The sequence below is a fragment of the Acetivibrio clariflavus DSM 19732 genome (genome assembly GCF_000237085.1).
GTDB classification, from domain to species: domain Bacteria; phylum Bacillota; class Clostridia; order Acetivibrionales; family Acetivibrionaceae; genus Acetivibrio; species Acetivibrio clariflavus.
In genome coordinates, this window is the sequence record NC_016627.1 from 3,019,398 (window position 1) to 3,043,718 (window position 24,321).

Annotated in this window: 20 protein-coding genes, 2 pseudogenes and 1 CRISPR repeat array (1 of these 23 cut by a window edge); of the genes and pseudogenes, 5 read left to right on the plus strand and 17 right to left on the minus strand. The window is 34.6% G+C overall.

Annotated elements, in window-relative coordinates; all coding sequences use genetic code 11:
• A CRISPR array of direct repeats spans positions 1-807; the repeat unit is 29 nt; unit sequence ATTTACATCCCACATAGTTAAAGAACAAC; it begins 2,827 nt to the left of the window's first position.
• A gap of 185 nt (positions 808-992) precedes the next feature.
• Complete coding sequence (gene cas2 / locus CLOCL_RS12770; RefSeq protein WP_027622797.1) at positions 993-1,256, minus strand: CRISPR-associated endonuclease Cas2; 264 nt, start codon at positions 1,254-1,256, stop codon at positions 993-995.
• 2 nt (positions 1,257-1,258) lie between these two features.
• Positions 1,259-1,498, minus strand: a pseudogene (locus tag CLOCL_RS12775) (CRISPR-associated endonuclease Cas1); the annotation flags it as partial.
• Positions 1,499-1,637: 139 nt separating this feature from the next.
• Between CLOCL_RS12775 and CLOCL_RS12780 the strand changes: the two are divergent.
• Complete coding sequence (locus tag CLOCL_RS12780; protein ID WP_014254049.1) at positions 1,638-3,029, plus strand: IS4 family transposase; 1,392 nt, start codon at positions 1,638-1,640, stop codon at positions 3,027-3,029.
• Here CLOCL_RS12780 and cas1b read toward each other — a convergent pair.
• The 6 genes and pseudogenes from cas1b to cas8a1 all read right to left on the minus strand — a co-directional run.
• Positions 3,028-3,780, minus strand: a pseudogene (gene cas1b, locus CLOCL_RS12785) (type I-B CRISPR-associated endonuclease Cas1b); the annotation flags it as partial. The gene CLOCL_RS12780 and the pseudogene cas1b overlap by 2 nt on opposite strands.
• On the minus strand, positions 3,773-4,306 hold the full coding sequence (gene cas4, locus CLOCL_RS12790) for a CRISPR-associated protein Cas4 (protein ID WP_014255745.1): 534 nt from the start codon (positions 4,304-4,306) through the stop codon (positions 3,773-3,775). The pseudogene cas1b and the gene cas4, both read right to left, overlap by 8 nt.
• 20 nt (positions 4,307-4,326) lie before the next feature.
• Positions 4,327-6,519 (minus strand): CRISPR-associated helicase/endonuclease Cas3, encoded by a 2,193-nt coding sequence (locus CLOCL_RS12795; RefSeq protein WP_014255746.1) that lies wholly within the window; start codon positions 6,517-6,519, stop codon positions 4,327-4,329.
• A 15-nt stretch (positions 6,520-6,534) separates the two neighbouring features.
• On the minus strand, positions 6,535-7,284 hold the full coding sequence (gene cas5b, locus CLOCL_RS12800) for a type I-B CRISPR-associated protein Cas5b (protein WP_014255747.1): 750 nt from the start codon (positions 7,282-7,284) through the stop codon (positions 6,535-6,537).
• Entirely contained in the window at positions 7,271-8,155 is an 885-nt protein-coding gene (cas7i, locus tag CLOCL_RS12805) for a type I-B CRISPR-associated protein Cas7/Cst2/DevR (protein ID WP_014255748.1), read from the minus strand. Before cas7i ends, cas5b begins: the two co-directional genes overlap by 14 nt.
• The gene (gene cas8a1 / locus CLOCL_RS12810; protein ID WP_245532793.1) at positions 8,155-9,687 is read right to left on the minus strand and encodes a type I-B CRISPR-associated protein Cas8b1/Cst1; all 1,533 of its coding nucleotides are present in this window, start codon (positions 9,685-9,687) and stop codon (positions 8,155-8,157) included. The genes cas7i and cas8a1 overlap by 1 nt, the downstream gene beginning before the upstream one ends.
• A gap of 471 nt (positions 9,688-10,158) precedes the next feature.
• On the opposite strand from cas8a1, the gene CLOCL_RS12815 reads away from it, so the two are divergent.
• On the plus strand, positions 10,159-11,448 hold the full coding sequence (locus CLOCL_RS12815; protein WP_014254024.1) for an IS110 family RNA-guided transposase: 1,290 nt from the start codon (positions 10,159-10,161) through the stop codon (positions 11,446-11,448).
• A 420-nt stretch (positions 11,449-11,868) separates the two neighbouring features.
• Here the strand turns inward: CLOCL_RS12815 and CLOCL_RS12820 are convergent, their stop codons facing one another.
• The 9 genes from CLOCL_RS12820 to trpE all read right to left on the minus strand — a co-directional run bounded on the left by CLOCL_RS12820 (position 11,869) and on the right by trpE (position 19,760).
• Complete coding sequence (locus tag CLOCL_RS12820) at positions 11,869-12,108, minus strand: hypothetical protein (protein WP_014255750.1); 240 nt, start codon at positions 12,106-12,108, stop codon at positions 11,869-11,871.
• Between the two features lie 426 nt (positions 12,109-12,534).
• Positions 12,535-12,714, minus strand: coding sequence for a hypothetical protein (locus tag CLOCL_RS22200; RefSeq protein WP_148263787.1), 180 nt, complete (start codon positions 12,712-12,714; stop codon positions 12,535-12,537).
• A 149-nt stretch (positions 12,715-12,863) separates the two neighbouring features.
• The gene (locus tag CLOCL_RS12825; RefSeq protein ID WP_014255751.1) at positions 12,864-14,177 is read right to left on the minus strand and encodes a DUF4367 domain-containing protein; all 1,314 of its coding nucleotides are present in this window, start codon (positions 14,175-14,177) and stop codon (positions 12,864-12,866) included.
• Entirely contained in the window at positions 14,155-14,742 is a 588-nt protein-coding gene (locus CLOCL_RS12830; RefSeq protein ID WP_014255752.1) for an RNA polymerase sigma factor, read from the minus strand. The genes CLOCL_RS12825 and CLOCL_RS12830 overlap by 23 nt, the downstream gene beginning before the upstream one ends.
• A 346-nt stretch (positions 14,743-15,088) precedes the next feature.
• Positions 15,089-15,733, minus strand: a complete 645-nt coding sequence (locus tag CLOCL_RS12835) for a phosphoribosylanthranilate isomerase (protein ID WP_014255753.1) — start codon at positions 15,731-15,733, stop codon at positions 15,089-15,091.
• The gene (trpC, locus tag CLOCL_RS12840) at positions 15,730-16,524 is read right to left on the minus strand and encodes an indole-3-glycerol phosphate synthase TrpC (RefSeq protein WP_014255754.1); all 795 of its coding nucleotides are present in this window, start codon (positions 16,522-16,524) and stop codon (positions 15,730-15,732) included. Before trpC ends, CLOCL_RS12835 begins: the two co-directional genes overlap by 4 nt.
• 70 nt (positions 16,525-16,594) lie before the next feature.
• Positions 16,595-17,623 (minus strand): anthranilate phosphoribosyltransferase, encoded by a 1,029-nt coding sequence (gene trpD / locus CLOCL_RS12845; RefSeq protein WP_014255755.1) that lies wholly within the window; start codon positions 17,621-17,623, stop codon positions 16,595-16,597.
• Between the two features lie 71 nt (positions 17,624-17,694).
• The gene (locus tag CLOCL_RS12850) at positions 17,695-18,279 is read right to left on the minus strand and encodes an anthranilate synthase component II (protein ID WP_014255756.1); all 585 of its coding nucleotides are present in this window, start codon (positions 18,277-18,279) and stop codon (positions 17,695-17,697) included.
• Positions 18,276-19,760, minus strand: coding sequence for an anthranilate synthase component I (gene trpE, locus CLOCL_RS12855; protein WP_014255757.1), 1,485 nt, complete (start codon positions 19,758-19,760; stop codon positions 18,276-18,278). The genes CLOCL_RS12850 and trpE overlap by 4 nt, the downstream gene beginning before the upstream one ends.
• 390 nt (positions 19,761-20,150) lie before the next feature.
• Between trpE and CLOCL_RS12860 the strand changes: the two genes are divergently transcribed.
• From CLOCL_RS12860 to CLOCL_RS12870, 3 genes are all read left to right on the plus strand, one after another.
• Positions 20,151-21,611: a DEAD/DEAH box helicase gene (locus CLOCL_RS12860; protein WP_014255758.1), complete on the plus strand. Its 1,461-nt coding sequence runs from the start codon at positions 20,151-20,153 to the stop codon at positions 21,609-21,611.
• Between the two features lie 129 nt (positions 21,612-21,740).
• Positions 21,741-22,802: an IS30 family transposase gene (locus CLOCL_RS12865; RefSeq protein WP_014253858.1), complete on the plus strand. Its 1,062-nt coding sequence runs from the start codon at positions 21,741-21,743 to the stop codon at positions 22,800-22,802.
• 148 nt (positions 22,803-22,950) lie between these two features.
• Positions 22,951-24,246 (plus strand): glycosyltransferase family 39 protein, encoded by a 1,296-nt coding sequence (locus CLOCL_RS12870; protein ID WP_014255759.1) that lies wholly within the window; start codon positions 22,951-22,953, stop codon positions 24,244-24,246.
• Positions 24,247-24,321: the final 75 nt, after the last annotated feature.

A 24,321-nucleotide genomic window follows, 5' to 3' on the forward strand; every position in this document is an offset into this window, starting at 1 on the left:
TAAAGAACAACCGTTATATGTATGCAAGACAACGATAAAGGTTATCTATTTACATCCCACATAGTTAAAGAACAACTTGTGCCGACTCTATTGGGAGCAGTGCAAAAGCTAAATTTACATCCCACATAGTTAAAGAACAACAGTGACATTATGCCGCTCGGAACTGGAATAGTTCTTTTACATTTACATCCCACATAGTTAAAGAACAACTTGATGTCAGGTTTATACTGCAGAACGGAGAAATTCATTTACATCCCACATAGTTAAAGAACAACGAAAATGGAAGAAGCAAAAGTAATTCAAGCATTACAATTTACATCCCACATAGTTAAAGAACAACTGGGTAAAAGCTTGGGATGGAATAAAAAATATATTTTTATTTACATCCCACATAGTTAAAGAACAACGGAGTAGCATGGAATAATGGATATAGAATTTCTTCGACATTTACATCCCACATAGTTAAAGAACAACCTGAAACGGTCCAGTTTATGCACAATCACAGCACCAAACATTTACATCCCACATAGTTAAAGAACAACTTTAAACTGCTTGCACAAAAGGCATAAGTGTTTATTATTTACATCCCACATAGTTAAAGAACAACGAGCCACCAGCACATACAAAACCTACACCATCAAGATTTACATCCCACATAGTTAAAGAACAACAGGCAAGTCTAGGAAAACCTCTGAAGCGTTGACGCCCTTTCCCATTTACATCCCACATAGTTAAAGAACAACCTAGACGATATTGATATTTATACAGGTCCTGGTCCATTTACATCCCACATAGTTAAAGAACAACCCCATTTTCAACAATTCTAAAAAGCTCTATTTTATCCCTTTTTTATAGGATTCATGAGCCTTGAAATCAAATAAAACTGCAGTAATCTTCCAATAATGTTTTCATAAAAAACTCAAATATGCTTCCTAGCATCTGATTTTAAAATGCTACAAGTAAATTTTATAAAAATCCGGTTTGCTGCAAAATTATAATATTAATTCATCTAAAGCTTTTTCTTTTCCAATTTTAATTTTATTAATATTTTTTGGAATTTCTACTACATAGATATATATTGAATCCTCATTTTTGTCAATAATTTTACCAATCTGTCCAATACATTTCTGCAACTTGCCCTCTGTAATCTCTCCCTCAAAAACTGAATTTTGTGTCCAAATTAAATATTTTTTTAGTAACTTTCTTACTTTATTAACTTTCTTAACTTCAACATCATATGTCAATACAACAAAAATATCTACCACCACGCTTTCAAGGGTTTATATATTTCATCATCAATAAAATATTTGATAAGCTTATAACATTCAAGCCTGATAAAACTCTTATAAGAGACATTTCTATTAAGCTTTCTATGCCGGATAGTAACTGCAAGCTTTTTTTCATATTCAGTAATAAACTTTCTTCTTCCAGAGTCATTTAACATACAGATTCCGTCTTTTGTACTGAAATCATCTTTATTTATAATTCTGTTAATCAACTTTCGCACGTGAATAATGTGCACTGAACATTGAAAAATCAATAGATTTGGGCAATAAAAAAGTACAAGAACCCCCTTCTATGTGATATAATAGAAGTACCCAAACCCTATTAAATCGACAATTTGGAGGTTCTTGAACATGTCTATTGTATCACAGAAGGTTAAGGAAGAAAATAGATTTTCTTTGACAGTTGATAACTTTTTCAAAATGTTTTCTGTAGGCTATCTGTTAAAAAAGTCAAACGCATATAAAGATAAAGGTATTCCTTGTCTTACGGTATTCAAAGTACTGTTTGAACTTGTTTTTACAGGCAAAAATCTGTTTATGAACTATAAAGCAGAAAGCTTTGATATACCATTTGCAAGGGATGTGGTCTACAGATTCTTAAATTCCATACATATCAACTGGCAAAGATTTTTATATTTGCTTTCTGCAAAGGTCATAAATCATCATATCGATAGATTAACGTCAGATGAACGGGTTGATGCCTTTGTAATTGACGATTCCTTCTACAGTAGGACAAGAAGCAAGTCAGTTGAGCTTTTAAGTTGGGTCAAAGATCATGCTGACGGCAATAAGAATAAAAAAGGCTTTCGTATGCTTACACTTGGTTGGACAGACGGTAATTCATTTATTCCTGTGGCCTTCAACCTTTTAAGTTCAACAAATCCAAGGGTTTGCATTAATCCAGCGAAAAATACTATAGATAAAAGAACCGTTGGTTTTAAACGCCGACAGAATGCCTTAGCCACTTCACCGGAATCTGCTCTGTCTATGCTGGAACAAGCAGTTGCTACCGGTATTAAAGCAAAATATGTTTTATTTGACAGTTGGTTCTCCTTTCCGGCTACTATTATCAAAATTTGTAAGATGAATCTTAATGTGATAGCTATGGTAAAGGATACTCCCAAGATTTACTATAACTTCAATGGTGAAAAAAAATCATTGAGAGAGATATACCGAACTGTCAGGAAACGTAGAGGAAGATCAAAATACCTTGCTTCAGTTATGGTAGAATTACACGATAAAGAAGGAAACCACATTCCAGCAAAAATTGTCTTTGTCCGTGACCGAAGAAACAAGAGTAAATGGCTAGCTCTCATATCTACAGATACTAGTCTTCCCGAAACAGAGATAATCAGGATATACGGAAAACGCTGGGACATAGAGGTATTCTTCAAGATGTGTAAGTCATACCTTAAGCTGGCTAAGGAATTTCAAGGTCGTTCTTATGATATGATGGTTGCCCATACAACTATTGTTTTTTCAAGGTACATTATGTTAGCGGTTGAGAACCGCAATAATACTGATTTACGCACTATTGGTACTTTGTTCTACTATTGCTGCGATGAACTTGAGGACATTAAATTCCATGAGGCACTGCAGCTTATAATAGAGGCTTTAAAAACTACTTTACAGGAAAAACTGCTTTTGACAAAGGAAACAGTCAACGAGTTTCTCAACTACTTTGTCACTTGTTTGCCTGTTCATATCAAGGCAAAGCTATCAGTTGTTTCCTGCGAAAGTTGATTCTGTTATTTATAAGATTAAATATTACCGGGTCAACAATTAATGGTTTAAAAATTTCCGATAAATCTAGACTAAGTGAAAATCTTTTAGTCGAAGGTTCATGCAAATAACTTATAGATGGATCTAACTGTGTATGATAGATTTGTCCCAAGACCGTTGTATACATGAGACTATTACCAAAGGATATAAGTGCATTTATTGGATCGGTAGGGGGGCGCTTTTCTCTTTTGTTCATTTGAAAGCCATGTTTTAAAAATAAATTATAAGCTTTATAGTAAGTATTCCTAATTCTTCCTTCCATACCCATTAGCTCATCGATTTCTGCTGCATCATTTATAGTCTCTTTTTCTAAGTCCATATATATATCATCTGTAATTTCCTTATAATTCTTAAGATTTCTTATTATATGATATTTAGCACTTTGGACAAAACATTTGGCAAGATATAATCTCTTTTCCTTATCAAGAAAATGCTGAGATTGCCTTACTGTCAATAAACCGGAAATATTCTTTTTCCTTGGATAAAATGAACCTGAATAAAAACCGTAATAATTGTAGAAATGCAATAATATCGAGTATTCTGATATATAGTTTAAGAATTTTGTATTTAAATCTACTTCACCAAAAATATGAAGGCAGTCAATTTGCTCAATCGGAAGTGCTCTACTTAAGTCAGTATTATCTACAAAATAAATAGTATTTTCCTTTCTCTTAAACCTGCCATTATTCAAAACATAGTACTCTCTATTCATCTAAATCACCATCTACCTCCTTTACAAAGCAAAATTCATAATAAGCACATTTTTTACATATAGGCTTCTTTTCTAATGGAGGAGGCTTTTCCATATTACAAATAGTCTTTATTTCAACAAGTGCTTTTTCTATTTCTGTTTCATCCCCTTCATTTAGTTCTATAACTTCCTGTTTCTTTTCTTTTACATAGTTTAAAATCCCCTTTTTCTCAATCCCTTTCTTCTTTAAATAATATAGATAATACAAAAGCTGCATTTTATCCGAGTCCTGCATTTTACTAGTTAGTTTTATCTCTCGAACAAAATCACCCTCCACAAAATCAAGTTTTAGTAAATCGTCTATTAATATTTCTCTAGATTTCTGTCTTGAATAAGCTGTCTCATGAAGCACTTTGCCACTAAGTACCCTATCGCTCAATTGCTCCATCTTTATTCCCTTTGAATAAAGCCATAGTTTTCTTTTACATATGTAATAGTAATTTACTTTCACTCCTTGGGTTTTATAGTCCTCAAAATCAATACTCATTAGCACCACCTTTACAACTTTTATAAAATACTACTATTGACCTTAAAATCATCAGATTGATTTTTACTTTTTCTTCTTAGTCCAAGGCAATTGTCATATTCAAAATTTTCATAAATAGGAATTTCCATATGCTTTGATATTCTCAAAACTGAATACGGTTCTTTTTCTACCTCATAATAATTAACATCTAAAGTAAATCCATTTAAATCATCTATCAATTTTCTTCGTTCTTTCTTATCACTCTCATTTTGAATTTTTGAAACAAGATTATCAATTTCAGTTTTATTTGCATCGTAAACACAAGATGGGAGTATAGTTATGTTACAAATATTTCTAAACATTTTCTTAACTTCTTCTTTATTTTTTTCATAGCCATTAAATGATTGGACATATTCAATATTCTTTAGAACTTTATTGTAGTAATCAGTGTCCTTTAATTTATCAGTATTATAGACTTTCTCTATCATTTTTTGCTTTTCCGTTTCTGTCATTATGCCATCTATATTCTTAAGCTCCTCTTTAGAAAATTCAAATATTTTCTCATCGATGAATTCTCCTACACCACTGCATTTTTTATTTCCTCCAATAAAAACGTAACAATTATATCCTTCTTTATCCCAAACTCTGTTTCTATAACATCTTCCCATCCTTTGGAAAAGTCCATTTATATCAGATAACTCAGTGAAGAGAATATCAAAATCAATATCAAGTGAAGCTTCAACCACCTGCGTTGTTATCCATATTCCAGACTCATTGCAATCTGCTTTACCAAATCTGACTATCTCGTCTTCCTTCTCTTTCCTGTCTTTCTTTATAAATCTACTGTGAAACAAATTAATATTTTTGCACTTTTGGCTAAACTCCTCGTCATTCTTTAATTCATCATAAATTTTTTGTGCTGTCTTTACCGTATTACAAATAACTAATATTTTATTATTACCATCGTACTTTTCAATAATGTTGGACGAATTTATTGATTCGTCTATTATTTTTATACTATGTCTTATAAATTGGTCATTTATAAATGGTTTTGGTTGCTCGAAGGAAACTCCTGTATTTCTTAATTGTTCTTTTAAAAGATCTGTTACTATTCCTGGTAAAGTTGCTGTAAGAATTGCAAATTTACCACCGATTTTTGATATATAGGATAAACCTATAATTAGATATGCAAGTAAATCTGGAGAATACATTTGCACCTCATCAATAACAATTTTGGAATAACTCAGTGTAGCAAGTTTAATCTCAAATCCTTTATATTTAAACACAAAATCAAACAATTGATCTAATGTACACACTGTTATAGGCAATGACAATTGTTTAGTTTTAGTAAAGTATTCATCAATATCTTCATCATCAGTAGCATTTTCAATATATTTGCTATATGTATCTGAATGTAAAAGACCTATTAGCTCCTTATTCTCAATACCAACAATTTTTTCTGTAAACCTTTTATAGATATTATTTATTGCAGTTTTTAAAGGTAATGTAAAAAAACCTTTATTATTGCCTATCCACAAAAGCCCGGCTTCAGTTTTTCCCATACCTGTCTGCGCAACTACAACAACATTCTTTTCACGATTTTCAATCATATACCTTTGTAATTCATTCCAATTATATTTTAAATTTTCGAGCTTCTCACACATAAAATCATTCTTGATTTCTACATCAATATCCGCACTTGCTGCATAATCTAGTCTGTTTAATAATCCCTTAATTTTTACATAGTCAAAAAAACAACCTGAGTTTTCATAAATTCTGTCATTCGAAAAATACTTAGGGCTTATTTTTTTAATTGTAGTAATTTTTACTTTATCATACACAAATTTTTCTGCTTCTGCTTTTAGTGCTTCTACTTCTTCATTGTAATTAGATGCTTCATAATCCCCTCTTTCGTGATGATAAGCTATTGCATGGGCAAGAATTTTTATTTCTTGTTCACTAAACTGTTTTTTTAATTCATTTTTGTCTAAAAAGGCCAGGCTTAATAAGTTATGTGCAACTTCATCTGAATACTTCTTACCACCATTTATTTTACTTTGGAACTTTAGATTCATTTTACCTAAATCATGATATAAACTGGCAACTCTTAAGAGCTGCCAATTTATATCCAAATCAGGATAAATGCTTTTTATAAGCTCCAAGTTTTTAAGTAATTTATCAGTATGTTGCTGTATTGTTTCTTCTGGATCTGATTTTGCAAGGTATTTATTCATCTAACCCCCCCATTCTTAAATTGCAAATACTATATTACCATCTTCATCAATAAGAATACTTTCATCCTCAATTGCAGATATTCTTGAAGAATAAACAACTCGAACTTTTTCCCACTTTCTAAAAATTTTAGGATTTTTTTTCGTTCCATAATTTACTTTCTCATAACATTTATTGATATTGTATCTAGTTCCACATTCTAATCCTGCAAACCCACTAATTTTAATCGAGTCGTTGCTAAGCATTTTTTCAGGAATATAAGCAGAGTAATTTTTATCAAGCTCTATATAATCTTCCAAAACTTTTTCGTTTACATCTACAACCTTTACTTCATTTATAATAACTAGATCCTCTCTTCTTCCAAGTGAAGGAAATTCAGGTGGGAATTTAAAAGCATTTTCTATTTCGTGAATTATTGACTGTTCTTCCGGAATAATATGGATTAATAATTCTACTTCGGTTAATAGTTCACACGTAGCAACTCCCCTGCTAATTCCAAAACCATTTACTTCTAACTGATGTCTTCCTGCTTCAAACGGCATACCTGGTCTAAACTCATACCGGGTATATAAGTCATTTACTTTTGATAAATACTTACCCTGAACACTTATTTTCAGTGGATGATACTCTTTATAACCACAAAGTGAGTGCACCATACCACTGATTGTTGAATACGGAGGAAGAGGATATGTTTCTTTTAATTGAAAACTAGTTGGTACTTTATAATTTACAAGTTCTTGAGTAAGTTTTAATCTAACAGCTTTCATAATATTCGCTGACCTTTCTTTTTAAAATATTAAAAAATTCAGGCATTGAAACAGCATTCAATTTTTCTTTTATCTCTCCATCATTGCTAAACTTTCCCTCAATGAGTCCACAAAAAGTATCCTTCTTAATAGAATCAAATAGCACACCTTCAATTGTAGACACAATCAACCGGTTATCTTTTACTTCTAGAGCATTTTGAAAAATTGGATTTTTCACATCATATACTCCGCCTATAGCGAATAGCGGTTTCAAATCTTCCCTTCTTCCTCTTATATCCCTATATAAAAGTGAAATTGTATCCAAAAGTTTATTTACTCTTCTTGCTTTTTCAGAGTTTTCTAAAAAGATATTATCTCCTTCATCAATACCTATCTGCTCGAGATCTGCTGTAACAGTATATCTATAATAAGAACGGTGGATTTCTGATTGGGCAATATTCATATTTTCATTTAATCTATCTGCAAGCCCTTTGTTAGTTAAGAAATCCAAATCACCTTTAAAAGTCTCTAGAGAAATTGCATTAGATAATCTTACTTTCGCAGTTCTAGTTGCACTACCTTCACCTTTTTTCGTTTTCATATAACCAAAGAAATCAATCTCAGGATAATCTTTAATTGTAGCATCGGGTGCAAACTGTATAACCTTTTTATCTCCACTTCCTTCAGCTTTTACTTCAGCAATTGGTTCATTCAATTGCTCAATAATATTATAACGTAGTGCTTGTCTCGATATGTAGGTATATTGGTCTCCATTTCCCCTTGCCATTTTCTTCAAAGAAGCTACATTACCAATTCCTTCTCCATAATTTGCACTCTCTGCTTCAAATATCATCGATATTATTAATCCTTTTGGCTTCATTGATTTTATCATTAATTATCCCCTCCATCAGTATTTTCGTTTTTATTGCCATCTATAAGACCTGTGACAAAAGCATACCCTATTGTTTTAAAAACGTTATCATCTTTTAAGCATTCAGTGATAAATGTTGGTACTGGTTTATTTGTATATAAATAACAATTCAAAATTGTATCCATAAACATACTTTTATTACTTGTTTTTAAAGCATTTAATAGTCTGTAACATATACCATTTAGTTTATTTTCAGAATTTTTGGATTTATATGCTTCCCGCAAGTAGTAACCCGCACTACTTGAAATCTTAACGATATCTTTTTCCGTGCTTTCCATATACCCAACTCCTTTCATATATTTAAAGTTTATTTTTATCAAGTTCCTTATATGGCTTTCATTATACTTTGCATCTTTAGGACTTGATATTTTAATCACTAAAACTTTATGAATAAGAATAAACAGGTTTACATTATTCAATAAGTTTTTCATTACTTCATCATATATCCTAAAATAGGTATTCACTTCTTGAAAGCCGGTATTTAACAGACTATTAAGTTCGTCTCTAGAATCATACAATGCATAAAGGACGTTTTTGGAGAGAAGATTAAATTTATATTTATCATCTTCACAACGGACAATTTGAATATCTGCCAGGTCATACTTTTTACTATCATTAATTTTTTCATGTAAAGACCGTATCATTGTTCCAAATGCATTATATATTCTTTTAGATTCATCACTATGCAAAATCTCGTGCCTTATATTTAGGTTAATTTTTTCAGCTCTTTCTACACTTTGGTTATAATTTACAAATATTCCATTTCCAAATACTGTTGTAAATCCGGCAGGTACACAATAGTATACAATTTTGCATATAGGACATATATCTATATCGCTGACAAAATTCCAAACATGTGATGTCTTTCTTGCTGTGTCAAAAAACATTCTATTTAGAAAACTCAATCCCTTATCAATCTTTTGTATTCCCCTTCCACACTGAAAACAAGAGAAGTTTAATTTTTCTTCATTTGATAAATACTCTTTTACTTCATTAACACCTAATCCTACATCTAACATATTTGTATTGATATACTTGTCAATTATTGCATTCGGTGCTTTACTGGTTTTAGATTTCTGGTCATAATAACCAATGCATTCCGATTTCAATATTTCTTTTTTATTCTCTAACAATAGATATTTCAATTCTTCCAATATTTCTTTATTTATTGATGTTACTTTTTTGCTTGGCTTTTCCAGTTTTTTTAGATCTATTTTATCTTTTATCCCTTTATAAGCCGAGTTATTGCTTACTTTTGATTTAATAAAATCAATATCATCTCCTATTTCTTTTTCCTTAGATTCATCCAATTCTATATTAAGCAATTTGTCTATCCTATTAATTAATTTTGTAAAGGTCATTGTTTTTCCATATGTATCAACAAAGTATTTATAGTACTTTGCTTCAAAGTTCGCTAAAACATTAGTCTTTATTGTTACTTCCTGTCCATTGATATCAACTTGGTCATTTGCATGTTTTAAAATATTGACCAACCCAATAACTCCGGCATTATAAAGCCAATCAGAAAGCTGAATTTTAATAAAACTCAATATCTCACCTCCTTGTACAATTAATATTGTATTAAATCAGTGACCGAAGCCACTGTTCGACCCATTAAAATTCATTGTTAACATAACACTTCAAACTTCATTCTTTTCTAAACATCAAGCACATCATCCGGCTTCACATCTTAGCCATTTTGCCAGCAACTGTTGGCCTGAACCTTGACAATCATGTATAATATCTTCCGGACTTGGAAGGTGAGTGTTTCACCTCCTGGGACGGACCTTAGCGGGCCGATTACCCGTAAGAAAGAGTATTTATCCATTCCGGTAAGTCTACATGATTTGGCTGGTTGAGGCCAGCTCTTTGGCTGGTTCCTCGTGTCACATGCAAGGTTGTTTGCTTACATGGGAAGGAATGGAGGCTTTTAAGTCCATTAATCTTAAAAAGGAGGCATTTTAATGAATTTCAGACCCATTGCAGGAATTGATGTGGGTAAGTTCTTCAGTGAAATGGCGATTCTTTCTCCTACCAATGAAGTGGTTGCCCGCATGAAGATTCACCATGATTCCAATACCGACGTTGAAAGAGCCGTTGAATTGCTTAATAAAACGGAAAAAGATTTTGCTTCAAGGCCTTTCATAGTCATGGAATCCACCGGGCACTATCACAAAATCCTTTTCCATTCACTTTGTAAAGCTGGATTTGAGGTTTCGGTAACAAACCCCATCCAAACTGATTCTATCAAAAATATTGGAATCAGAAAAGTGAAAAATGATAAAGTGGATGCCCGGAAAATTGCCCTACTCTATAGATTTCAGGAACTTAAGTCAACCAACATCCCCAATGAGGATATTGAGTGCCTAAGGAGCCTATGTCGCCAGTACTACAAACTGAGTGATGAGCTTACCGCCTACAAAAACAGGCTTACCGGTATTGTTGACCAACTCATGCTTAACTTCAAGGATGTCTTCTCCAATATATTTTCAAAGGCTGCTATGGCTGTCCTGGAGGAGTATCCTACTCCTGCCCATATTCTTAAGGCTGACAGGAACAAGCTGATTTCACTGATTCAGAAGAAATCCCGCAAAAGCCTCAAATGGTCAACTGCCAAGTATGAGCTTCTGGTCTCCAAGGCCAGAGATTTTGCACCTCTGAGCATTCATAATGCCTCAAATGTTATTATGCTGGGCGTATATATCTCCATGATCAAAACCTTGGAAGAAAGCCTGGAGAAAGTCCTTAAGTCCATTCGTCTACTGATTGCTGAAGATATGGCGAAGGATATGCCCATGCTGGCATTGACGCTTGAACTTTTGCAGAGCCTGCCAGGTATAGGCCTTCTCTCTGCTGCTACTATTCTTGCGGAGATTGGAGACTTTTCAGCCTTTAAAAAGCCAGGCAAGCTGGTTGCTTATTTCGGCGTTGACCCCTCTGTCATGCAGTCCGGAGAGTTTACCGGCACACGGAACAAGATGTCTAAGAGAGGTTCAAGGCTGCTTCGCAGGGTGCTTTTCACAATTGCTCTTGCTAATATCCGTACCAAGCGGGATAAGACAGCTTGCAACCCTGTGCTGCTGGAGTTCTACCAACAAAAATGCCAGAGTAAGCCTAAGAAAGTAGCTTTGGGAGCTGTTATGCGCAAGCTTGTTTGTATCATCTTTGCTGTCCTAAGGGATAGGAAACCTTACCAGTTACGCAGCCCCCAGGAACACGCTCAAATGCTTGCAGCAAAGCATACAGCAGCTTGATAGTACTGTACTTGATGTTCAGTTTTCAAAGAGCAACTTGCTATTTTAGACCAGCTATTTTATGTCTACCTCACCTAGGTGGTCTTGTTGTCATGCGTTTCATTAACGTCAGGAGCCTAAAAAAATTTCTCAAAATTTTTATTATAAACTCTTGACTTTAATTAGCTGGTCTTTCATAAGTATGAGTAACAAAGGATGAGAAAAGTTCATTTTATTTTAATAATATCAAACATTCAATATTATTTAGATATGACCATAATTTTCCACAAATAAATTCAGGGGGAAATAACCGATAGATAAGAATATGTGAACAGTTACATTTATTTTTAATTACAGATAAAAAATTTACGATATATGCAGATTACACAGAGTCATTTAATTTCCAATAAACTATCCTAAATTTTAAACAATATATTAAACTTATACTATTCTACATTCTTTTCCATTCCAAATGTCTATTTTATATAAAGAACCATCTTTCGTAATAAAAAATACATATTGACCAATAACTTTGATTTCTAAAATATTTATTGTTTTACTAAATCTAACAATTTCATTTCCGTCAAAATCCATTCTATATAAACTATAAGAATCGTTGGACATTCTCAAATCCCCTTTAACATTAAGTCTTGTTCCAAAAGTAACTCTATTATTAGGCATAAAAATAGGCCTTCTTTATTTTACCATAAAAAAGCCCTATATGAATACTAACTAAAAAATAATTAATTCGACTACATTTCTCACCTGTTTTAGTGTCAAAGGACGGAAATGCTTGACCTGAGCATTTAATAGCAGTGACCGAAATGCAGGATAATTTGAAGCAAAAATGCCATGGATGGCATTTTTAGCGTCTTGGGACAGGAGGTCCCATAGACGCGGCGAAAATTATCCTGCTCAAGGTCTACTGCTTTTATGCGAAGGTCATGTAATTGAAGTCCTTTGACTACTAAAACTATTTCTCACATCCTCCAAATCAGGTCCTTAAAAGTCCATTTTACGAACTTCATTTAATAAAACTAATTATGCTCTATACTCACTATACCTGTTGTTTTAGTGTCAAAGGATGGAAATACTTGACCTGAGCATTTAATAGCAGTGACCGAAATGCAGGATAATTTGAAGCAAAAATGCCATGGATGGCATTTTTAGCGTCTTGGGACAGGAGGTCCCATAGATGCGGCGAAAATTATCCTGCTCAAGGTCTACTGCTTTTATGCGAAGGTCATGTAATTGAAGTCCTTTGACTACTAAAACTAATTGGCACATCCTCCAAATCAGGTCAAAAAAACTGCATTCACTAATATGAACACTAATACCTATTTAATAAAAATATGCTAAACTGTAGCAGCAAGCGTAGCGCCTATAAAAAAGGCTGCTGCACAAAAGTACAACAGCCCTTTTTCTACCCTACTGTATCATTGGAATTCTAAAATAGATTTAGCTATTGAAATAGCCTCTTCTTTTGATTCGAAACAGCCATCTAGAATACTCAACAAATAGTTTACACCATCAATTTTGAATTCAAAAAAGTTATCACTTTTGCCTTCCAACTCAGAAGCATTTTGCTCGTACCAATAACATTCCACATCCCCTATATTTAACACTTCAGTGGAAGGAAGATTTTTAAGGACACTATAATTTTCATCTATTTTTACCATAGTTATTTTTAAGTGCCTGTTATCTTTTTTATAATATCCACATACTTCATAACCGGTTTGACCATTCTCCATAATTGTTGAAACCGTTTTATATTCCAAGGAAAATCCCTCGCTTAATTCATCAGGTATTCTTACAGGGTGCCCAACCATATTCATTACATCATTATTAGATATATCGTTTTTACCATATAATACTCCTGTATGTTTGAACTTAGTATTCTCCGGGCATTTATTATTGATTATTTCTTCAACCAGTTTTAGTCCTTTGTCAACGGATATATCATTGTTTGCAGACCATAGTCTATAATATACCCCATTGTTTTCCCACAATAGAACATGTGATATATCCAAATCTATTGGCATTTGACGAGGGTCATTATTAGGAAATATAAGGTGTGGACATTCGCCCCAGATTACTTCTTTATTTCCAACCTTGTAACTCTTGGTATTATATATATTACCAAAAAAATAATTTTCTTTGTCTTTAGACGTTTCCAAAACAATTATATTACTACCTGTATTATTGCTGTATATTGTACTTACCATATAAACCTTATTTTTATTTTGGTCTTCAACAGCATATATATTTCTTCCGTAAAAAGCATTGCAGCCATCTGAAAGTGCTTCCGGAAAACAAACGGGAAACCCGACAATCTGTTCAATATATTTATCTGCATAAAATACAGAGTCACGGTAAAACCACTCAGGTTCTTCCAGAGGTACTTTATCGACTTTGTATTCACCATTTTCATAGCCTACTATCCGATATACCAATGTTAAAGCATTATTAATACTGTCTAATGCAAATACTCTGGCATTTTCAGAGAATATCAAAAATTGTACTGCAAGAAAAGTAACACATACAACAGCTGTTAGAATAACTCTTAGTGTGTTTAATTGAAAAGGGCAAAAAAACTCCTTAATATTATTCATGAAAGTCCTATTGATATTTTTTTCATTTCTCATCTCAGATTTTATTTTATCTAATAAATCCTCAGGTACATCAATTTTCTGTACCTCTCTCTTAAGAGCCGACTCCCATATATCGTCAATTCGATTTTTGCAATCCATTAATTTTACACTCCTCCCCATATTCACTTAAAGATTTATATTGCTTAAGTTCCTTGCCAAGTATTTTTCTCGCATTATAAAGTCTGGACTTTACAGTACCTTGCATACAGTTCAATGTTTTTGAAATTTCTTTCGTTGAAAGGCCATTGAAATAATATAGTATCACAACGGTTTTCAGAGGAAGAGTAAGTTTGTCTAAAGCCCTGTGTACAGCTTTACGAATTTCTAACGACTCAATGGTATTAAAAACTTCGTCAGGTGCAGAACATATATTAGCATCATCTTCTATATCTATATCCTTGTTCTTTTCTTTCGAGATAGCCTTCCAACTGTACCTTACAATAATCCTGTAAAACCAGGACCTAAATTTTTGTGGATCATTAAGCTTATTGATATTTTTAAAGCATTGAATAAAAGATTCCTGTACTATTTCTTCTGCTAAATGCCTGCTGCCGGAAATAAGATATGCCGTATGTAAAGCTTTTTTACTATATAATTTGAATAAATTATCAAAGGCCTCGGAATCCCCTTTCTGACAAAGCCTTATAAGGTTTATTTCATCCAATTTATCATCTCCTTATATTTATTGGGTTAACCCTTTCATAATATAAGTTACAAGAATTGCTTATTCGGTTCATTTTTTTTATTATATAAAACAACATACAAGCACAACAGATGGTTTCATATGTATATCGCTTAATTTTTCCAATTATCGCAATACATTTTGAATAATAAATTTACCAAAAAAATAAACAGGTTATAAATAATTTTTATAACCCGTTTACAACCGAAAGATTAAAAAACTCTGTCAATACTAAACTAAAGCATGGTGAAAAAATAACTTCCGTCATAATTTTGTTTCAATAAGAATACTTCACATAAAATCCTACAAAAAATGAAATAACTTTTCATTAACGCTTTAGCATAAAGTGACTTCTCACTTTCTCAATAAAGCATCTTATTTTTTCCTCATCTTTAACCCCATCGATTTCAACATTGCTGCTCACATCTACACCATAAGGCATTACCAATTCAATTGCATCGGAAACATTATCACTGCTTAAGCCGCCTGCAACAATTATTTTCCCAAAGGACTTCGCAAGCTTTGCCAATTTCCAGTCAAAAACCTTGCCTGCACCTCCATAGGTTCCTTCCACAAAAGTATCCAGCACAAAGGTGTCAACTTCATATTCATCCAGTATAAATAATGACTTTTCATCCTTAATCCTTATGGCCTTCCATATTTCAATATCACTCTGGGATTTTAGCAAGTCTCTCAAATCTTCAACATATTGCCCGTTCTCATCGCCATGAAGCTGTATGCAGTCCAAACGGCATTTTAGAGCAGTTTCCGCCACTTTATCCATATCCTCGTTCACAAATACCCCAACTGCCTTTATCCTTGGATCAAGCTCATTTCTCAATTTCACTGCCTGCTCCATCGAAACTTTCCGTTTGCTTTCCGCAAAAACAAAACCTATGTAGTCGGGCAAATATTTATTGACATATTGAACATCTTCCGATCTCTTTATACCGCAAATCTTTATTTTTGTCATATCAACACCGCTTTACCCCTCAGTTCATTTATTTTATCCTTGATGGAAGGTGCCCTCATAAAGGTTTCTCCAATCAGCACCGCATCCACACCAAGCTCTTTAAGATACTTTATATCGTTATAATCCTTTATGCCGCTTTCACTTACCACAGCTCTGTCATTGGGAATATAATTCATAAGCTTCTCTGTCGTCCTGATATCCACCTCAAAAGTTTTAAGGTCCCTATTGTTTATCCCTATTATCTTTGCCCCCGAATCCAATGCCCTATCCAGTTCCTCTTTATTATGAACTTCCACAAGGCACTGCATACCCAGTATTTCTGCTACCACCTGGAATTTTTTCAATTCCTCATCCGAAAGTATTGATACAATAAGGAGTATGGCATCAGCTCCAAGGCATCTTGATTGGTATACCTGCCATAAATCAATTATAAAGTCCTTTCTTAAAAGGGGTATGGGACATGTCTGACGTATCCTGACAAGATAATCGTCATCTCCTAAAAAGAAGTTTTTCTCAGTCAAAACCGAAATAGCCTGCACATCGGATTCAGTATATTCCTTAGCAATTGAAAGCGGATCAAAATCCTCTTTTATTATTCCCTTTGAAGGTGAAGCTTTTTTTACTTCAGCAATTATGGATATATCATCGTTTTTCTTCAGAGCATCGTAAAAGTTTATGGCACTGTGCATTCCAGGCCTTTTTATACGCTGTTTCCAGCCTTCTATTGATATTTTATTCATTTCTTCTTTAAGTTGTATCTTTTTTTGCTCTACAATTTTATCTAAAATCATATTTACCTCCAATTACTGGTTAACCCGTATTGTGCCTGATGTATTACTTTCCATGGTGTGTAATTTTCCACTAATATAAAACAGGAATCATGGAATTGGAATATTCCTTTAACTCATTTAATTTTTCCAAAGCCTTTCCGCTGTCTATCAATTCTTCAGCCAATGCAATTCCGTCTCGGATATTCTCTACCGCTTTTCCGACATATAATGCCGCTGCAGCATTTAAGACCACAATGTCTCTCTTCGGCCCTCTTTCTCCATTCAAAATAGACAAAATTATTTTTGCATTTTCCTTAGAATCGCCGCCTACAAGTTCCTCTTTGCTTACCAGTTTCATTCCATAATCTTCAGGATTTAAATAATAGGTAGTAACTTTTCCATCTTTCAATTCTGAAACCTTAGTATGAGCAGACAAGGATATTTCATCCATGCCGTCCATTCCGTAAACTACCATGGCTTTTTCAACTCCAAGGTTGTGAAGTACATGGGCTAAAGGTTCGGTCAATTTATCACTGAATACACCAAGCAACTGCCCTTTTGCCGATGCCGGATTTGTAAGAGGCCCCAAAATATTGAATATAGTCCTGATTCCCAGCTCTCTTCTAGGTCCTGCCGCATGTTTCATAGATTTGTGGAAAGTCTGGGCAAACATAAATCCTATGCCAATTCTATCAATACATTCTTTTACCTTTTGAGGCTCTAAGGCAATATTAACTCCAAGACTCTCCAATACATCGGCACTGCCGCTTTTACTGGACACCGATCTGTTGCCGTGTTTTGCAACTGTAACCCCTCCAGCCGCTGTCACAAAAGCCGCAGCTGTGGAAATATTAAAGGTATATGAACAATCTCCACCTGTTCCGACAATATCTATAAAGTAGTCCTTTTCCAGTGTTATTCTGTCTGCTTTTTCCCTCATAACTTTTGCGCATCCGGTTATTTCCTCAATGGTCTCTCCCTTAATTCTAAGTGCTGTTATAAAACTTCCTATCTGTGCCGGTGTTGCATTGCCTTCCATAATACAGTTCAATGCCGCTATTATTTCGTCCTCACATAAATTTTTGCCCTCAACCAATTTTTGAATTGCCTCTTTTAACATATTAATTCTCCTCTCTTCTCATCTCTTCTCAAACATTTTAACCCTATTTATTTTAAGCAGTTTTAACCCGCTTAAATTTTTATGGCAAGAAAATTACTCAATATTTCCTTTCCATCGGGGGTAAGAATTGACTCAGGATGGAACTGTATGCCAAAAATCGGATAGTCCTCATGCATTAATCCCATTATTTCTCCATTTTCAGATCTGGCTGTAACCTTTAAGCATGAAGGTAGAGATTTGTTTTCCACTATAAGTGAGTGATATCTTCCGGCCATTATTTTTTCCTTAATCAAGGTCCTAAACAACGGGCATTCCCTGTTCACAAAGACTTCCGAAGCTTTACCATGCATTAATTCTTTTGCGTGGACGATTTTTCCCCCAAAGGCCTCACCTATTGCCTGATGACCTAGACATACTCCCAGAACAGGTATGTGCTTCCCCAAAACTCTTATGACTTCGATACTTATCCCGGCGTCTTTAGGAAAACCTGGCCCGGGTGAAATTATTATATGGGATGGATTCCTTTCCCTAATGCCGTCTATAGTGATTTTGTCGTTTCTGTATACCTCTATATCGGGATTTATTTCTCCAACGTATTGATAGAGATTGTAAGTAAAAGAATCGTAATTATCTATAATCAGTATTTTCCCGCTCATCTTATCTCACCAACTTCCTCTAAAGCTCTAAGCAATGCCTTTGCCTTATTCAGACACTCTTCATATTCTTTTTCCGGTACCGAATCGGCGACTATTCCCGCTCCCGACTGAACATATGCCTTATTGTCCTTAAAAATCATCGTTCTTATTGTTATACAACTGTCCAGGTTTCCGTTAAAACTAAGGTATCCAATGGCACCGCCATAGGGTCCTCTCTTGACATTTTCCAGTTCATCGATTATTTCCATTGCCCGAACTTTTGGTGCACCGGACAATGTCCCGGCAGGCATAATGGACATTAAAGCATCGAAAGCTGTTTTGTCTTCCCGGATTTCTCCCTGTATATTTGTAACAATATGCATTACATGGGAGTATCTTTCTATATGCATTAAGTCTTTAACTTTGACTGTTCCGTAACGTGCCACCCTTCCAATATCGTTTCTTCCCAAATCAACAAGCATTGTGTGCTCTGCCAGTTCTTTCTCATCGGCTAAAAGCTCTTTTTCAAGATTTTCATCCTCTTCCTTTGTCTGTCCCCTCTTTCTGGTACCAGCAATGGGGCAAGTCTCAACTATGCCATTTTCAACCCTTGCAAGCATTTCCGGAGATGAACCTACAATATTGTAATCGTCAAACTTCAAATAGTACATATAAGGGGATGGATTTATCAAACGTAAAACCCTGTAGACATTGAAAGGATTCTGGTCTGTTTCAACGCATAAACGCTGGGATAAAACTACCTGAAAAATATCTCCGTCTCTAATATATTCCTTTGCCTTTAAAACATTTTCACAATATTTCTCTTTCGATACATTACTTATATATTTGAATTCCGTATTTTTCTTACTGAAATCCGGTTTAAAATTGTCATTTATTTTCCAGCGGGTATCCAAAATTTCGTTATAGATTGACTTGATCCTATCTATAACGCTATTGTAACCCCTTTCTATATTTCCGTTAACATGAAGATTTACAATTATATGAATCTTTTGCTTCAGATGGTCAAACACCAATAGCTCATCGGTGAATAAAAAATGGCTTTCCGGCAGTTTCAAATCATCTTCCGGTACATTGGGTAGGTTTTCATAATACCTTATCAAATCATAGCCGAAAAAGCCTACCGCTCCGCCGGTAAATCTCGGCATTGACGCCAAATTAGCCCCTTTGAATTTTTCCATTAATGATCTTATTACATCAACAGGGTTGCCTTCCACCTCAGATACTGTACCGTTTTTTTCTTCGATAAAAGTCTTGTTTTTAAAACTTTTTACCACAAGAAAAGGATTTCTTCCAATAATGGAATATCTGCCCCACTTCTCGCCGCCTTCAACACTCTCAAGCAGAAAGCAATATTTACTTTGTTCAAATCGCTTAAAAATGCTAATGGGCGTCTCCATATCGGCATATACTTCCATGGAAACCGGAATGATATTATAGTCTTTGGCTAAATTCCTCACTTCATCAAGACTTGGATAAAACATTTTGATGCCTCCTTTAGATTTTTTAAAGAAGACATGAGAATTGAGCCAACTAAAAAAGCCAGGACGAGAAATCCTGGCATAGATAACGACTTAAAATATCGTACTAGCCTCGTCTCTTCTCATCTCTTCTCAACTCGTCTCTTCTCATCTCAAAAATTAAAATTTCAATTATACAAAAACTCATCTATCTTAGTTGTTATTATAGCATAGGTATTTGTATAATTGCAATATTTTTCATCCAAATTATACTCAAATGCGATTTATTAATTTTTTGTCCGATATATGTCTCTAAATGCCATTCTTTTAAGTTTATCTCCACAAAACAATAGAACAAATCAAAAATTAGTGGTATAATTTAAAATAATTCACTAATCACGAAAGAGGATAATAATGAGAAACAGTTTTGACGCTTTAGGCATTTCGCCTCCAATTTTAAAAGCCTTAGAAAAAATGGGTTTTGAAAAACCTACAGAAGTTCAAAGCAGGGCAATTCCCCATATTTTAAACCAGGAAGATTTAATTGTAATGTCAAAAACAGGCAGCGGTAAAACTGCTGTTTTTGGAGTTTCAATGCTTCAACTTATTGATCCCGGTGAACCGGGACCGCAAGGTCTGATCCTTACTCCAACAAGGGAACTGGCAGTTCAGATAAACAATGAACTGAGAAAAATGTCAAGATATACACGCCATAGAACAACTGCTGTATATGGTCAGCATAGCATGGATGCGGAAATTCAGGCATTAAAAAGAGGCGTTTCCATTGTTACCGGAACTCCCGGCCGGGTTAACGACCATATACAGAATCAAAACTTGGAAACAAGCAACCTTCGTTTTTTGGTACTGGACGAAGCCGACAGGATGCTTGACATGGGTTTCCTTGATCAGGTAGTCAATATTATTCAGGCCCTGCCTAGAAATCGCATAACTCTGCTTTTATCTGCCACCATTCCCCACGAAATTCGCAGAATAAGCAGAAAATATATGAGAAAGCCGCTAACTATTGAAATCAAGTCGGAAACAAAAACTGTTGACAGTATTGAACAAATATACTATCCCGTTGAAAGTCATAAAAAGAACACTGTATTAAACCATCTGATACTCAATGAGCGTCCGGAAAGCTGCATGATTTTCTGCAACACCCGGGCTACCGTAAATAAACTCCAAAGCTTTTTGTACCGAAAGGGTTACAAATGTCAGGCATTACATGGCAATATACCTCAACACAAGCGTTTGAAGACCATTCAACAGTTCAAACAGGGTGAGTTTAATTTACTTGTTGCTACCGATGTTGCTGCACGGGGTATACACATTGACAATCTATCCCTTGTTATAAATTACGATGTACCGTTGGATAAGGACAATTATATCCACAGAATTGGACGTACCGGCAGAGCCGGAAACAGCGGCCGTGCAATTACTTTAGTTACCGGTGAGGATATTAAAGCTCTGCATGCCATAGAAGAACATATTGGTACAAAAATTGCCAAAGGCGAATTGCCCACAATGAAAATGTACAACAATCAAAACACACGAAAGCCTTACTTTGATACAAATGCAAAAAGGTCTTTCGGCAGCCAGAATACCAAAAAGCACTCTCAAAATTACAAAAAGCAAAACGGAAGAGTATATGAAAATCAAGTAAATCATAGAACAGCAAATAGGACGGATAGGCTGCCCAACAAGACTTCTCAGCTGAAAGCCGCCCAAACAAATATAAAAACTGGCCCAAAGCCTTTAAAAGAAAGTGCTGCAGTTAATATAGGCCAAACCCCTCATGTTCAGCAAAATGAAACTGTTAAGGTCAAGAGTTCATTTATTAGGAGAATACTGAAAAAAATACTGCACACTTAATATCTCTTATATATTCACCAGGTAAGTTGTAAAATTAATTGCCCAAACATGATAAAAAAGAAGTGACTCAAATCAGAACCTCTGATAATGTTTTAAGTGACAAAACCAAAACATATTGGAGGGTCCGAAATGAGTCACCTTAATAATACCACTAAACGAAGAAGTTTTAAACACCTGGATGTGAGGGAACGGTATCAAATTGAAATATTATTGAAAGAAGGTAAGAAACCAAAGGAAATAGCCAAAGTAATGGGAAGGGACAGACGGACTATAGAACGGGAAATAGCTCGTGGCAGCGTGAGGTTGCTAAACAGCGATCTGACCTATTCAGTGAAGTACTGTGCAGACGTAGGACAACGAAGATATGAAGAGGCGTCATCAAATAAAGGAGCGGGTTTAAAGATCGGGCATGACCATGAACTAGCCAATTACATAGAGAAGAGGATAAAAGAGGACAAATATTCGCCGGACGCGGTGATAGGAGAGATAAAAGCCAAAGGGTTAAGGTTCAGAGCCATGATCTGCACAAAGACGCTATACAACTACATAGACAAAGGGATATTTGCTAATATAAGCAACAAAGACCTTCCGGTAAAGCGGAACAAGAAGAAGAGGAAATACCGAAGAGTAAGGATAGCATTAAAGAATTTGAGGGGGACAAGCATAGAAGAAAGGCCGGCACATATAGAAGAAAGAGGAGAATATGGGCATTGGGAGATGGATTGTATAGTTGGCAAAGGCGGAGAAAAGGGAGCAGCATTGTTGGTACTGACGGAACGGAGTACGAGGCAGGAGATAATACGTAAGATGCCGGATAAAAGCCAGGCATCGGTAAAGAAAGAGATAGACAAACTGGAAAGGAAGTATGGGAAGAAGTTTACCAAACTGTTTAAAACGGTCACAGTAGATAATGGAACAGAGTTTCTGGACAGCAAAGGGCTTGAGGCATCAGTGCTTGTTCCTGGTAAGATGAGGTTAAAGATATATTATGCACATCCATACAGTTCATGGGAACGAGGGTCGAATGAAAACGCTAATAAGCTGATTCGACGATTTATTCCTAAAGGGACGGATATAGGGAAACTAACGGAGAAAGAGATAAAAAGGATTGAGCACTGGATGAACAATTACCCAAGGAGAATATTTGGTTATCGAACTGCGAATGAAATGGCAAAGATTGTGGTCGCTTAAAACAGGGTTCTGTAAGATTTTGTAAGGCAATTAAACTTGCAATTTAAACTTTAATTTCAGCTTAAATGACAACCTTGACATAAACAGATGAAGAAAAGTAAAATGTTCTATATGACTACATCATATAACTACACTATAAGGAGTCGCTATGTTACAGAAAATAATTAATTTCACCAAAAAATACCATTACATTTTAATAATACTTTTAGGAGTAATATTAAGGCTTGCCTGGATAATAATTATGCCTACGTATCCTGAGACAGACTTTATGTGGTACCATGTTAAGGGTGTAGAGCTTTCACAAGGCATGGGTTTTCTTAACGGCATTTATCCGTATTACAGAGGAACCCCTGGAATCTATACAGCTTTCAGGCCCATAGGCTATCCGGGAACTCTTGCCGTATTGTATTTCATTTTTGGTACCGGATTTAACGACTTTCTTGTCGGAAAGCTGTTTAATGTGGTATTGTCCACATTAATAATGTTTTTAACCTATAAACTTGCCAAACAGTTTTTTAATGAAAAAATAGCTTTGATTACCCTTGCATTATATGCCTTTTCACCTTTGGCAATTGCATATAACAGCATTCACTGTTCCGAGATATTGTTCTCCGCAGTTTTAATGCTTTCAGTGTATTTGTTCTTTAACAAAAACAATCCCGTAATTATTGGACTGTTAATCGGATATCTTACTCTTATAAGGCCTATTGGCATGTTCATACCTTTGATTTTCGCCTTCTTCATGTTTATAAAAAAGGATTTGAAATTAAAAAACAAAATAGTATACATAGTATCCTTTGCCGTAGCTGTGGGAGCAGTTGTAGCTCCCTGGCTGATCAGAAATTACATTCGTTTTGGAGAGCCGGTATTCTCCACCAATGGAGGCTATGTCATTTATGTAAACAACAATGACTATGCTACCGGTTCTTGGAGTGACCCATATAAGTATCCCAACAGTCCCTTTTTAAAGTATAAATGGGATACCGGATTTGATGAAATGGCCATTCACAAACTTGGTAAAGAACTTGCCTACAAATGGATTAAAGAAAATCCCGGCAGATTTATAAAACTTGCCTTTAAACGCATTGCTAACTCATATTTTTTTAAAATTGACGATATAATGTGGTCAATGACAATTGATGTAAATACATGGCATCCTCTTACCTATAAGGCAGTTTTTCTTGAAAAAATTTTGTACATACCTTTTTATATAATAGTATTTACTTTTATAATCTATGCATTATACAGGTTCATACGCCATAAGAAAACAGATTTTATAACTTTCATCCTGTTTATATTTGCCTATTTTAATGCAATGATGTTTGTACTTGAAGGTAATTCGAGATATGTATTTCCCCTGCACCCTATCTATACAATAGGCGTTGCATTTATAATATTTGAAGTGTTGAAAAAACTGTTTCCCGATAGGTTGACACACTCATAGGAACAGAAAATCTATTCTATAAAATGTAATTTTATTTTACATAATCTATAAGTAAGTATGTTTTTGGACTGGTTA